We start from the raw sequence: 12,423 nt of genomic DNA, 5'->3' as shown, positions 1-12,423 counted from the left end.
ATTATCTCTTCGGAATTTACCTAGATTTCATGAGTGGTACACATTGGTAAATTTTCCGGCGTGCCGGTAAGGATTTGTTAAGGCCCGGCATCGATAGTCGTGCGTAACTTGAGGGAGAAATCCCGTTCCTCTTAGCCCCGAGAGGATCTGATTCGCTCAAGCCCCGTTGTGACAGCAATCCTATCATTCAAGGCGTCCTGTTGGACGCCTTTTTTCTTTGCGCAACCATAGCTAACCGGCGAGCACACGGGTCGAGGGAAAGGCGACTTCGACCAGGGTTCCCTCGCCGGGCGTCGAGTTGATGGTGAACCGGGCCCGGTTCGCTTCGACCATCGCCTTGGTCAGCGGCAACCCAAGACCGGTGCCGTCGCCGCGGCCGCGCTTCAGCGCATTGATCTGCTTGAACGGCTTCAGCGCCTGCTCGATCTCGGACGGGCTCATGCCGATGCCGGTATCGCGCACGCGCATGACGACATCGCCGGAGAGCTCGTAGGCCGTCGACACGATCACCTGGCCGCCGGCCTGCGTGTAGCGGACGGCGTTCGACAGGATGTTGAGCGCGATCTGCCGAACGCTGCGCAGATCGGCCACCACTTCCGGCAGCCGGGAGGCGAAGCTGGAGCGGATGATGACGCGTTCCCGGTTGGCTTGCGGCTGCATCATCGCCACGGTTTCGGCCAGCGTGTCGTTAAGCGACACCGCCTCGTAGGCCATCTCCTGCTGGCCTGCCTCGATTTTCGAAATGTCGAGCAGGTCGTTGACCAGATCGAGCACGTGGTTGCCCGAACGGTTGATGTCGCGCAGATAGTCGCGATAGCGGTCATTGGCCACCGGCCCGAATTTCTCGTCCACCATCAGCTCGGAAAAGCCGATGATAGCGTTGAGCGGCGTGCGGATCTCGTGGCTGATGCGGGCCAGAAAATCGGTCTTCTGCGACGAGGCGCGCTCGGCGACCGCGCGCGCCTGGGTCAAGTCCTCTTCGGCCCGCTTCCACTGGGTGATATCGCGCACCACCGCGCAGAAGCCGCTGTCGTTGGGCAGCCTGCCGATGGTCATGAACAGCGGAATGAAACGCCCCTGCGCCTCGCGCCCGATCACCTCGCGGCCATCGTTCATCACGCTTGCAACGCCGGGCTCCGACAACCCCTCGAGATAGTCACGCGCCGCGCGCTGGCTTTCGATCGCAAACAGCGAGACGAACGGCTTGCCGGTCACCTCGTCGCTGTCGAAGCCGAATAGCGCTTCCGCCGGACGGCTAATTGAACGGATCGTTCCGTTACGGCCGATCAGCACGACGCCGTCGGTGGCGGTGTCGATGATGGTGCGCATTTCGGCAATGCGCGCCTTGAGCTCGGAAACATCCGGCTGCGTTTGGTCGTCGGCAGCGCCATGCGGAATGGCTGCTGCTTCGTCGTCGCCGGAACGGCGTACGACCAGCATCAGCGCCTTGCCGTTCCCCCACGGGACGGAACGCAAAATTGCGTCGATCGGAAACTCCTGACCGTCGCGCGTCTTCAGCCGCAATGCGCGGTCGCCGCCCTCCGAACTGCCGTCGTCGGCATAAGGGTCGGCAAACAGCGCGCCGAGCCCGCCGGCCTCGTCCAGGGCGTTGAGCGTCGCATAGCCTGTCAAGCCGAGGAATTCGTCGTTCGCGTAGTGCAGTTGATCGCCGGAATGGATAAGCACCGGCACCGGCAGCTTGCCGAGGATCGAGGTATCCGGCCCCTTGTTGTCCGCTCCGGCAAACGCCGACGGCACGAAGCCGCCGAGTTTGAGCGGTGGTGCCTGCGGCCGCTCGACGGGCGGCACCTGGCCGGCAGCGTCGGCTGCGCTGTCCTCGGACCAATCCTCGCTGTCCTCGGCGTCACGGAAATCTTCGGCCGTCATGCTATCGTCGTCGCCATCCCGCGGCGCTTCGGCGACGATCGTTCGACCGTCCGTGCTGGGCTCGTCGCCTTCCTGCGCTTCATCGCTGGGTTCGCGGTTGGCATAGTCGAGCAGCGATCCGGAAACAGGGCGAGTGACGGGTTCGCCGGCTTGCGCCTCTGCTACAGCCTCATATGGCTGCTCGCCGTCGAGCCGGGCGAGGTCCTTCTGGTCCTCGGCATCGGCCTCGGGCGGTTCGGCGGCAGCCGCCCCGCTTTCCGGACCTGGTTCCGGCATCTCACCCTTGTCCGTCGGGCCGGCTTCTTTCAGCTTTGGCTCGTCGGCATTGCCGGCAGCCTCGACTTTCTCAGCCGGCTTCTGCTTTCCGGCGCTGGGCTGTTCTTCGGCCGGGGTGCTGTCCTTCTTGAGACGCTCGCCAATCTCGCGAAACGCGCTGCGTTCCAGCGTCGACAGGCCCTTGTCGTTGGCCGGCTGCCGGTGCTCGGCCAGCCGGATCACCTTGTCGGCAAAGCGCCGCTCGGGCTTTGGCACGATGGTCAACGCCGGCACTTCGCCCCTGAACGGATCGGCGGGTTTCGGTGTCGCCGGGGCAGGTTCGACGGCTTCCGGCCCGACGCTCGCGGCGGGCTTTTCCTCGGCGACAAGGGCCATGCCGACGGCATCCGGATCGACCACCGCATCGCCGCTCCTGGCGACACCGAAACCGCGAAAACCTTCGAAAACCCGGCTGCGGCTGTAAACCGGGAGCGCCGCCAGATCGACGGGTATCTTCAGATCGGTGCCGGCGACCGGCCACAGCACGGAGCGCCCGGACCAGGTGTCGCGCCGTTCGAGCAGGCCGGCAATCTCGCCAGAAGCATCAAGGCCATAGGCGGCCGAAACATCCTCGAAGCGGCGGCCGATCACGTCGGCGGCAGGCCTGCCGACAAGCTCGGCAAATTCCGGCGACAGGGCGCTGAACCGGCCCTCCGCGTCGGTACGCCAGACGAAACGCATGGGCGCGGCGGTGCGATCGATCGCCGAAGCGCGGCGTTCGGCCGGGGAGGCGGCTTTGGTGGCTTTTGCGGCGCTTTCCGGCGAAGTATCCGCGCCGGCCTGCGAAGCGTCCGGGCTGTTCTCGGCTTTGCCGGACGCAGCTGCCCCGGGCGGGACCTGCGCGTCGTCGCCGGCATTGAAGTACCAATGATCATGCTGCGTCGGCGTTTCGCCAACCGTGTGTTGATTGTCAGCCGCGTCGACAGCTTCGTGCTCCGCCGATGCTGAGGTGCCTTCCATCGCTGCAAGGTTGATCTCCGCCGCGCCCATCCTGGCGATTGGCGGCTCGTTGTCTTGGCCCGTCGGCTGGGGAAGATCGCCACCGCTCGGTGCCGCTGCTGCTTCGCTGCCGGTTTCCCCCCCGGCGCGCTCGCCATCAGGGGCCCCGCCGTCGAGCCGGTCCTCGTCGATCACCACCAGCAGATGCCGCTCGTCCGTCAGCCGGGCAAGGCCCGCCGGATAGGAGCTGGATCCACCCGGGACCAGGCGCTTGACGATGCGGTCGCTCTCGTTCGCCACGTCGGCGACAAGCGCGGCCAGCGTCTCAGGCCGGATGCCGAGTGCCGAAAAGCCGTCCGATGCGGCGTCGATATTGCCCTTGGCGTCGACAAAGGCGATGTAGTGGCCGTCTTCCGTAAAACCACCGATGGCGCGATCGGCGATCTCGGCCGCACTGCGCGAGCCGGTCTGCGCCGCCGGCAGCGCCAGCATGATTGCTTCCTCTCCATCGGGCATGGTCACTGCGCTGGCCAGGAAGCCGACCGCGCGGCTGGTCAGGCCGGTCGCCAGCCGAACCGTGATGGCACGGTCGCGGCCGATCTGCGGAAAACCGCTGGTTGCCATGATCTGGCGCCTGGCGATCAGCGGCAAACCTGCCGAGGCGCCGATGATCGCGCCGATGTCGGGATAGCCGAATACCGCTGCGCCGGGGCCGTTGGCCCAGATCACCTGCTCGAGATCTGCCGACAGAATAGCGATCGCGTCGCCTGCGGCGAAGCGCAGGCGGACCGCGTCGAGCACGGCGACATCGAGGAAGGAGTAGTTTTCAGCCGGCATGCGTTTGGCGACCCTCACAGAGCGGGCAATTTGCGGTTAACGCTTTGTTAATAAAAGTCGACGGCGCGAAGGTCCACAAGTCATAGCGTGCAACCAATGGAATCTCTAGGCGCGTGGTTAACGCCACGAACAAATAATATATGGTGCGATGCAACAAACATGTTGCAATGCACAAAAATTGCCTTTATATTGCCATGATACATGAACGAGACGGCTTTTCGTCAAAGCCGCTGCCGCTGAAAAGGATGGAAAATGTCCAGGACCAAGACCGCTGAAACGATCGAAAACGTTGAATTCCCGAGCTTCGACGCTTCCAAGGCCACTGACCAGATCCGCGCTTTCGCCGAAAAGGGCGTCGAGCAGTCGAAAGAGGCCTATGCCAAGCTGAAGACCGGGGCCGAGGAGACCCAGAAGGCTCTGGAGTCGACCTACGAGACCGCCAAGTCCGTTTCCAGCGACCTGTCGCTCAAGACCATCGCCGCCCTGCGCGCCAATGCCGAAGCCGGCTTCTCGCATTTCGAAGCGCTGATCGGCGCCAAGTCGCTGTCGGAAGTCGTCGAGTTGCAGACCGCTTTCCTGCGCAAGCGCGTCGAAATGACCGTCGAGCAGGCCAAGGACTTCCAGGCGGTTGCTGCCAAGGCGGCCGAGGACGTATCCAAGCCGATCAAGACCGCCTTCGAGAAGGCCGTGAAAGAAATCAAGATCGCCTAATATTTGCACATAGTCTAACGATGCATCAAAAGGTCGCATTTCGTCAGACAAATAGATGTGCGATATAGTGGTTTAAGTGAATACCCGGCGAGTGGAACCTCCTCCCTCTGCTCACCGGGGTAACCAGCCAGCACCTCCTCCCGCTGGCTCGTAACAGGAAAAGGCCGGCACCTCCTCCCGCCGGCCTTTTCTTTGTCCGGCGGAAAATGACGCGATGCCGGAGCGAGCTTTTGCCTTGCCAAAAGCCTTGAATTAAACTCCGATAGCCCGTATGGACGCATCGCCGAACGACAGAGCGGGTCCCGAACGTTTCATCTCGATCCCGCTCTGGCAAACGTGCCGTTGTAGCTCAGATGGTTAGAGCGCCGGATTGTGGATCCGGAGGTCGCTGGTTCGATCCCAGCCAACGGTACCATCACCTTTCAGCTACACTTCTGACCGGCAAAATACTGCCAAAGCGGTCTTATGACCGGTCGCCTCACCGACGGGCCCGCGCCTGACGCGCGCCGCGCAGGTGGTCCACGAGGGCTCTCAGCTTCGGCGCGACATTCCGTCGGCTGGGGAAATAGAGATAGAAACCAGCAAACGGCGGGAAATAGCCGTCGAGGATTGGTACAAGCTCGCCGCGGTCGATCCAGGGGCGGAATGTATCCGCCATGCCGAACGTGATCCCGGCGCCTGCAACGGCCAGCCGGATCATCAGCCACATGTCGTTGGTCGTGATCTCGGGCGCAACCGCCACGTCGAATTCGCGCCCGTCCTCGCCAAACTCCCACCGATAGGGCGAAACTCCCGGCGCCGGCCGCCAGCCGATACAGCGATGAGCCACAAGCTCGCGCGGATGGGCGGGTGCTCCGAACTTTTCGAGATAGCGCGGGGCGCAGACGGCCATCTGCCGCTGATCGCCCGATACCGGCACGGCGATCATGTCCTGCTCAATCACTTCGCCGAGCCTGACTCCGGCATCATAGCCTTCGGCAACGATGTCGAATTCCTCGTCTGTCACCACGATGTCCAGATGCACCTCGGGAAACGTTTCTGCAAAGGACGCCAGCAACGGTCCTGACAGAAAGGTCTCTGCGATAGACGAAACCGCGATCCGCAGGCGGCCGCGCTGGCGGTCCAGAAACTCCGTGGTGGCTTCGACTGCCGCGTTCACGTCGGCGATCGCCGGTGCGACGCTCGCCAACAGGCGCTCGCCCGCTTCGGTCAGGTTGACGCTGCGTGTCGTGCGCTGCAGCAATGCGATGCCCAGACGCTGTTCAAGCCTGAGGATGCTCTGGCTGACCGCTGAGCGCGTCACGCCCAACCGGTCCGCCGCAGCGCGAAAATTGCGTTCCTCGGCCACCGTGACGAAGACGGCAATTGCATTGAGATCGATGTCCATTGGTTAGCAAGACTTATCTTAGAGGTTAACAATGGGCGGCTTATCGCGACAATGCCCTGGCTCTATCTCTGTCGCAACGGCAAGAAGGCTTGATCCTCCCGATCCAAGCCGAAGCCGACCGATAAGGAGATATCCGATGACATCACTCCCTTCCTCCTGGGACCTGGATGGAAAAGTCGCCCTCGTGACCGGCGCGGCACGCGGCATCGGTCGCTGCACGGCGGAGCTGCTGCGTGCGCGCGGTGCCCGGATCGTGGCAAGCGATCTCAGCGACACCGTACGCGAATTGGAAGCCGAGGACGTGGCAACCCTGGTCGGCGACGTCGCCGACGAGGATCTGGCCCGACGCTCGGTCGAGCTCGCGGCGAAGCGCTTCGGACGCCTTGACATCGTCGTGAACAATGCCGGTCGCACGCTCAACAAACGTCTGACGGAGACCTCGGTCGACGACTACGACCGCATTCTGCAGATCAACGCGCGCGGCAGCTTCGTCACCGCCCGTGCCGCTGTGGAACTGATGGCCGCCGGTGGTGGCGGCGCGATCGTCAATGTCTCATCGATCTCGGCCGTCGCGGCCTTCGAGACGCAGGCGGCCTATGCCTCCTCCAAGGCGGCTGTCGCACAGCTGACCAAGGTAATCGCGATCGAATATGGGCGAATGGGCATTCGCTGCAACGCCGTTGCCCCTGGCGTGATCGAAACCGACATCATGGAAGGTGTGGTGGACAATGGCCGGGAGATGCTGCGCAGCTTCGGCAACGCGCATCCAATCGGCCGGATCGGCCAGCCGCAAGAAGTTGCCGAGGCCATCGCCTTTCTTGCCTCGCCGGCATCCAGCTTCATCACCGGGGCGTTGCTTCTGGTCGATGGCGGCTACACCGCCCAGTGATCCCCTATAAAGCCGGCGCGCCGCGGGAGCTCATCCGCACGCCATCCCTTCACATCGTGAAATAATCACAAAACCAAAAGGATCGTCTACGATGACCATGAACAAAGTTGTTCTGATCACCGGTGCCTCCAGCGGCATCGGTGCTGGCATCGCCCGCGAACTTGGCGCGGCAGGTGCAAAGCTGATGCTCGGCGCGCGGCGCACCGACCGCCTTGAAGCGCTTGCGGCAGAAATCGAGGCGGCTGGTGGGACGGTTCGCGTGCGAGCGCTCGACGTCACCAAGAGGGCGGACGTCGCGGCATTCGCCGATGCCGCGCGGGCCGAATGGGGCCAGGTCGATGTCATCGTCAACAATGCCGGCGTCATGCCGCTGTCGGCCATGGCAGCCATGAAGGTCGACGAGTGGGAGCTGATGGTGGACGTCAACGTCAAGGGTGTTCTGTACGGCATCGCGGCGGTGCTCCCTGAGATGACGGCACGTGGCTCCGGGCATATCATCAATATCGGTTCCATTGGCGCACTGGCCGTCTCGCCGATGGCTGCCGTCTATTGCGCAACGAAATACGCTGTCCGCGCGATTTCCGATGGGCTCCGCCAGGAGAGTGACGATATCCGGGTAACCTGCATTCATCCCGGCGTGGTGGAAAGCGAGCTGGCGAACACGATCTCCGACGAAGCCGCTGCCGCCGCCATGAAAACCTGGCGTGCTATTGCCCTGCAACCCGATGCCATCGCCAGGGCAGTGCGCTACGCAATCGAACAGCCCGACGATGTCGACGTCAACGAGATCGTCGTTCGTCCGGCGAAGGCGGCGCATTGATGCCATCCACTTTGACCGCGGTGCTTACGGGTATTGCCCTTGCTGTAGCTCCAACCGGCCTGACCCTTCCTTCAACTCCAATTGCAGAGGAACCAATGACGCACCACAATCATCCTTACGTCGGACTTTGGGTCACCGAGGATCGCCATATCAGGCACGAACTCCTGCCGAACGGCCGTTATGACGAAGCGCGCGGTGACCGCGAGAGCGCCTATCAGGGACGCTACGAAGTGCAGGGCAACCACATAGAATACTGGGACGATACGGGCTTCACCGCGGATGGTGAGTTCGTCGAAGGCGTCCTCAATCATGCCGGCATGATCCTTTACCGCCAGCGATAGAGAGCCACCCTGAGACAAGCACTTCAGGGTTCCACAAGACGCTATTGCATGCCTTGCATGAGGCGCTCGGCAGCTTGCACTGCAAGGCCGGTCACACCACATCTCTCCCAGCAAGCGCGGCGGAAAGAAGCAGGACCGCGAGCGGAGTCGACATTGCAAATGGTTGTCACTATATAGCGGCGGCTTTGACGGCTCGCCTTTTACGTCGTGCCAGCGAGAGCGCGGTAAATGTGCTAGCTATTGTGACATCTATTGTGATCTAAAACGGCTTGAAAACCGAAAAAAAGCAAATAGAATCAATAGCGCGGGTCGAACGAGTTTCCTCGAGAGAATCAGTCCTCAAAAACCAGAACGTGCTCCTTGAACCCTCCATTCCCTTCGGCTCTGTGGACCTCGGACAAGTTCGGCTTGCCGGGCGAAGCAGACTCGGCTCGAATGGCAGCACGCATCTTTTCGAAGATGCCGACATTTATGATTACCAATCGGCATAGCCGCTAGGGAAACAGCAGTATGAGTGAACACGCGATCGAGTTCTTGCGCGGGTGGATTGGCGAAAAAGTCCACTGCCAGCCCTCGCCAGCCAGAATCGAGAAGCAGGCCGAGACCCTCGCCAGGGAATGCGCGGCCAAGGCTGCCGAAGCCGGCATACCCCTGGAGGATATTCAGGAAGAGGTCGGCGACATTCAGGAGCTCATTGCTTCGAGGCTCGAAGAGGCGGCCGAGGCCGAGCAGGACGAAAAGAATTCGAACAAGCCCGCCGAGTAATATGCTTAGGAACAGGATGCGACAGTGGCTTGTCGAGATCGAAGTTCCTGGCGCCAGCTATTTGAAGCACAGCATACACCATTAATTGCTTGCTGGGTGAAGCTAGCGGGTTTTCAGCCCAGGAACGCGTTAATGTCGTAATTTCCAATGGTCTTTGCGAGGTCTTGCGGCGAACAGCCAAGCTTGTTTTTCAGTGTCTTATCTGAGCCAGCTGAGAGAAGGAGCTTGATCAACTCGCCACGGCCCCGTGATTCAAACACGGCACGCCACAGGGGCGTGTTTCCATGAATGTCTTGGGAAGAAACATCTGCGCCGCCCTTGACTAGAAGTTCCGCCACCTCGAGCCGATATTCGCGAGCTGCAAAGTGCAGCGGTGTTTCCAGATTCTTGTCCTGCACATTCACCTTCGCTCCACGCTCGATCAGTGCAGCGACGATTGCGGTCTCGCCATCTTTTGACGCATAAAACAACGGCGTCCGGCCTTCGCGATCTAACGCATCGACATCTTTCCCCTCTGAGATGGCCTGGATGACTTCAGCCGAGCTATGTCTCATCACCGCCTTGTGCACGGGTGCGGGACCATCTGGGTTGCTCATACTATGGCTCCGATTGGGCGATGAGTCTTCCAATTGATATTTTTTGGGGTCGTTTATTCGTCGTTGAGCTGCTTTGGGTTAATTCTTCGCGGCTTCCAGGGCCATTCCGTGCCGAAGACGGCGAAGACCGCGAAAGCTTAACCAAGATCTGCAGTGTGATGCGCCCCGAATCTACCTTCGAGCCACCCTTTCGGCAATGCCGGCACGAAATTGCCGTCGCGCCCGATCATGTCTTCATTGGCGACCAAAGCATTGAGGATTGCTTCCTCCACGCTCTGGATGACGGCGTCGAAGAACGGGTTGATGTCGGCATCCGGTATGTAACCGGCGCTGGCCAATTTGCCGGCCGCGCCGCGCGCCGCGTCGGCATTGGCCGTGCTGAACGCCAGAAAAATATCGCCGGACGAATTGTATCCATAGCCGCCGGTCAGCGCGACGCCGAGGGGCACGCGTTTCGCCAGCCGTTTCAACTGGTGCGGCATGAATGGCGCATCGGTGGCGACGATCGCGATGATCGAGCTCTTTTCGGCTCGCGGCGTGTTGTCCCGGATCGCCGGTTCGGCGAGTTCCGCTCCGGCCCTGATGCCACCGATGACGAGGTTTCGCCTTGCACCGAAATTCGACTGGACGAAGCAGCCGATCGTGAAACGCTCTCCGTTCCAGTCGACGCTGCGCGACGATGTGCCGGACCCTGCCTTGAAGCCGAAGGTGATCATGCCTGTGCCGCCGCCGACGCTGCCCTCTTCGATCGGCCCGCTTTCAGCCGTATCGAGCCCGGAAAACACGTGCTCGAAGCTCAGATGATGGCCGTTGATGTCGTTGAGAAAGCCGTCATAAGTCTCGCCCGCCACCGGCAGCGCCCAGGCGCTGTCGAGCGCGTGCGGCAGCACCGTCTGCATCCAGCGCAACGTTGCGTCGCGGCTGACGCCGCAGGAATGCGTGTTGGTGATGGTGATGGGAAGATTGAACGCTCCGAGTTCCTCTATCAGATGCGAACCGGTCAGCTCGCCATTGCCATTGGCGCTGAACACGCCGGCGAACACCGGGACGGCCAACTCGTCTCTGGGCCTTGGCAGGATCGCGGTCACGCCGGTGCGTACCGGACCCTTGCCGACAACGAGCGGCCCGTCCCCTGAGATCAGCGTCGTATAGCCGACCGTCACGCCGGGCACATCGGTGATCGCATTGAAGCGGCCTGGGGTGCCTTCGAATGGGATATCGAGGGCGCGTGCACGCAGTTTGCCCGAGGGCGTCGTAAGATGCGGATCGGTCATTTCTTCCTCAGAAAAGCGCCTTGGTCTTCCTCAGAAAAGCGAGCCTTGGCTGCCCGGCGCCTTGAGCTTGGCTGCCGACTTGGCAATCGCCTTCGGCCGCGCCGTGCCACTGATGGCGACTGCATCGGCGGTGCCGTCGGCGAACTCCAGCGAAAGCGCCATTCCCGACACGACCTCCGCCGAACGCTTGACCACCGCGCCGTCCGCATCCTTGACCAGTGCGAAGCCTCGCGCCAGCACGGCCTTGTGCGACAGCGTCGCCAGCAATCGATCGGCCTGCGTCAGTTTTCCACGCAGACGGTCCAGCCGCCGCGAAATCGCCTGGTCCTGCCGCCGTGTCAGTGCCAGCAGGGCATCGCCTTGCAGTTTCTGCCGTCTGGCGATCGGCGCCGGTGACAGTCTGGCGGCCGTGCGCGAAAACCGTGCCCGACGCTCGCGCACGATGGCGAAGAACGCCGCTTGCGCTCGGGCGAGGTCGCGGCGGGTCAGTGTGCGGGCTTCGTTCATGCGCCGCGACAAGGTCGCCGGTGTCAGACGCTGGCCCAGAAGCCTGGCCCGCTTGCGCTCGACGCTGACCGACAGCGCCCGGCCGAGCCGGCTCGTCGCCTCGTCGAAGCGCCGCCGCGGCAGCGCCAGCAATTGGTCGGGCGAGGGCAGCGCCCGGGCGGCTGCGCGCGCCGCCTGCCGCTTGCGTTCGAAATTGCGCGACAGTGCGGTCTTCAACCGCGCGCCAAGGCCGGCAAGCGTCGCTTCGAGGTCGACTTTGACCGGCACGGCGATCTCGGCGGCGCCTGTCGGCGTCGGCGCCCGCACATCCGCAGCCAGATCGATCAGCGTCCAGTCGGTCTCGTGGCCGACTGCCGAAATCACGGGAATGCTCGAAGCGGCGACGGCCCGGGCGAGCGCTTCGTCGTTGAAGCCCCACAGATCCTCCAGGCTGCCGCCGCCGCGCGCCACGATCAACAGATCGGGCCGCGCGATGGCGCCGTCCCAAGGCAGTGCATTGAAGCCGTTGACGGCAGCGGTCACTTCCGCGCCCGCCGTCTCGCCCTGCACCCGCACCGGCCAGACGAGCACGTGCAGCGGGAACCGGTCCTTGATGCGGTGGATAATATCGCGGATCACCGAACCTGTTGGCGAGGTGACCACGCCGATGACGCGCGGCATGAACGGCAGACGCCGCTTGCGGGCCGCGTCGAACAGCCCTTCGGCCTGCAGCCGGCGCTTGCGCTCGTCCAGCAGCGCCATCAGCGCACCGGCACCGGCCGGCTCGAGATTGTCGATGACGATCTGGTAGTTGGATTTTCCGGGATAGGTGGTGAGCCTGCCGGTGGCGATCACCTCCATGCCTTCCTCGGGACGGAATTTCAGCCGGCTCATCGTGGTCTTCCACACCACGGCATCGAGCCGCGCGCGATCGTCTTTCAGGCAGAAATAGGCATGGCCGGAGGAATGCGGTCCGCGATAGCCGGAAATCTCGCCGCGCACCCGTACATTGCCGAAGACGTCCTCGACCGTGCGCTTCAGCGCGCCGGAAATCTCGCTCACCGTATACTCGGTGGCGTTGGTGCGTGATTCGGGTGCTGCGTCGCTCATCGGCCGATTGGGGAACGGTTGTTGGCCGCCGTCAAGGCGGCCGTGTTCGATGTCGGCCCCAATCGC

Annotated in this window: 10 protein-coding genes and 1 tRNA gene; 6 read left to right on the top strand and 5 right to left on the bottom strand. The window is 62.6% G+C overall.

The genetic code is table 11. The features are described 5' to 3' along the window. Window positions 1–231: 231 nt before the first annotated feature. Window positions 232–3,978: a PAS domain S-box protein gene (locus NKH78_RS16185; RefSeq protein ID WP_352739974.1), complete on the bottom strand. Its 3,747-nt coding sequence runs from the start codon at window positions 3,976–3,978 to the stop codon at window positions 232–234. 252 nt (window positions 3,979–4,230) lie between these two features. On the opposite strand from NKH78_RS16185, the gene NKH78_RS16180 reads away from it, so the two are divergent. Continuing rightward, window positions 4,231–4,689: a phasin gene (locus NKH78_RS16180; RefSeq protein ID WP_254819298.1), complete on the top strand. Its 459-nt coding sequence runs from the start codon at window positions 4,231–4,233 to the stop codon at window positions 4,687–4,689. 338 nt (window positions 4,690–5,027) lie between these two features. Then, window positions 5,028–5,104, top strand: a tRNA-His gene (locus tag NKH78_RS16175). A gap of 63 nt (window positions 5,105–5,167) precedes the next feature. On the opposite strand, the gene NKH78_RS16170 is transcribed toward NKH78_RS16175, so the two are convergent. Further along, on the bottom strand, window positions 5,168–6,076 hold the full coding sequence (locus NKH78_RS16170; protein WP_352739972.1) for a LysR family transcriptional regulator: 909 nt from the start codon (window positions 6,074–6,076) through the stop codon (window positions 5,168–5,170). 136 nt (window positions 6,077–6,212) lie between these two features. On the opposite strand from NKH78_RS16170, the gene NKH78_RS16165 reads away from it, so the two are divergent. From NKH78_RS16165 to NKH78_RS16150, 4 genes are all read left to right on the top strand, one after another. After that, on the top strand, window positions 6,213–6,965 hold the full coding sequence (locus NKH78_RS16165) for an SDR family NAD(P)-dependent oxidoreductase (RefSeq protein ID WP_352778337.1): 753 nt from the start codon (window positions 6,213–6,215) through the stop codon (window positions 6,963–6,965). Window positions 6,966–7,056: 91 nt separating this feature from the next. Continuing rightward, window positions 7,057–7,785: an SDR family oxidoreductase gene (locus NKH78_RS16160; protein ID WP_352702126.1), complete on the top strand. Its 729-nt coding sequence runs from the start codon at window positions 7,057–7,059 to the stop codon at window positions 7,783–7,785. Then, window positions 7,785–8,126 (top strand): Atu4866 domain-containing protein, encoded by a 342-nt coding sequence (locus NKH78_RS16155; RefSeq protein WP_352702124.1) that lies wholly within the window; start codon window positions 7,785–7,787, stop codon window positions 8,124–8,126. Before NKH78_RS16160 ends, NKH78_RS16155 begins: the two co-directional genes overlap by 1 nt. A 510-nt stretch (window positions 8,127–8,636) precedes the next feature. Further along, window positions 8,637–8,891, top strand: coding sequence for a hypothetical protein (locus NKH78_RS16150; protein ID WP_352475839.1), 255 nt, complete (start codon window positions 8,637–8,639; stop codon window positions 8,889–8,891). A 113-nt stretch (window positions 8,892–9,004) separates the two neighbouring features. On the opposite strand, the gene NKH78_RS16145 is transcribed toward NKH78_RS16150, so the two are convergent. The 3 genes from NKH78_RS16145 to xseA form a co-directional block, all read right to left on the bottom strand. Then, a complete protein-coding gene (locus tag NKH78_RS16145; RefSeq protein ID WP_352475838.1) occupies window positions 9,005–9,487 on the bottom strand; it encodes an ankyrin repeat domain-containing protein in 483 nt (160 codons plus the stop codon). A gap of 137 nt (window positions 9,488–9,624) precedes the next feature. After that, window positions 9,625–10,761, bottom strand: coding sequence for a DmpA family aminopeptidase (locus NKH78_RS16140; RefSeq protein WP_352883273.1), 1,137 nt, complete (start codon window positions 10,759–10,761; stop codon window positions 9,625–9,627). Between the two features lie 30 nt (window positions 10,762–10,791). Continuing rightward, window positions 10,792–12,357 carry an exodeoxyribonuclease VII large subunit gene (xseA, locus tag NKH78_RS16135; protein WP_352822378.1) on the bottom strand — a complete coding sequence of 522 codons (1,566 nt, stop codon included), beginning with the start codon at window positions 12,355–12,357 and terminating at the stop codon, window positions 10,792–10,794. Between the last annotated feature and the right edge of the window lie 66 nt (window positions 12,358–12,423).

It is taken from the genome of Mesorhizobium sp. M0910, assembly GCF_040319465.1.
Taxonomy (GTDB): domain Bacteria; phylum Pseudomonadota; class Alphaproteobacteria; order Rhizobiales; family Rhizobiaceae; genus Mesorhizobium.
This window is presented reverse-complemented; position numbering and strand designations above follow the sequence as displayed.

What these genes read in the sequence shown, in the direction of transcription:
- NKH78_RS16185 (WP_352739974.1), bottom strand. Translation starts at nt 3,978, where the DNA reads ATGCCGGCTGAAAACTACTCCTTCCTCGATGTCGCCGTGCTCGACGCG.
- NKH78_RS16180 (WP_254819298.1), top strand. Translation starts at nt 4,231, where the DNA reads ATGTCCAGGACCAAGACCGCTGAAACGATCGAAAACGTTGAATTCCCG.
- NKH78_RS16170 (WP_352739972.1), bottom strand. Translation starts at nt 6,076, where the DNA reads ATGGACATCGATCTCAATGCAATTGCCGTCTTCGTCACGGTGGCCGAG.
- NKH78_RS16165 (WP_352778337.1), top strand. Translation starts at nt 6,213, where the DNA reads ATGACATCACTCCCTTCCTCCTGGGACCTGGATGGAAAAGTCGCCCTC.
- NKH78_RS16160 (WP_352702126.1), top strand. Translation starts at nt 7,057, where the DNA reads ATGACCATGAACAAAGTTGTTCTGATCACCGGTGCCTCCAGCGGCATC.
- NKH78_RS16155 (WP_352702124.1), top strand. Translation starts at nt 7,785, where the DNA reads ATGCCATCCACTTTGACCGCGGTGCTTACGGGTATTGCCCTTGCTGTA.
- NKH78_RS16150 (WP_352475839.1), top strand. Translation starts at nt 8,637, where the DNA reads ATGAGTGAACACGCGATCGAGTTCTTGCGCGGGTGGATTGGCGAAAAA.
- NKH78_RS16145 (WP_352475838.1), bottom strand. Translation starts at nt 9,487, where the DNA reads ATGAGCAACCCAGATGGTCCCGCACCCGTGCACAAGGCGGTGATGAGA.
- NKH78_RS16140 (WP_352883273.1), bottom strand. Translation starts at nt 10,761, where the DNA reads ATGACCGATCCGCATCTTACGACGCCCTCGGGCAAACTGCGTGCACGC.
- xseA (WP_352822378.1), bottom strand. Translation starts at nt 12,357, where the DNA reads ATGAGCGACGCAGCACCCGAATCACGCACCAACGCCACCGAGTATACG.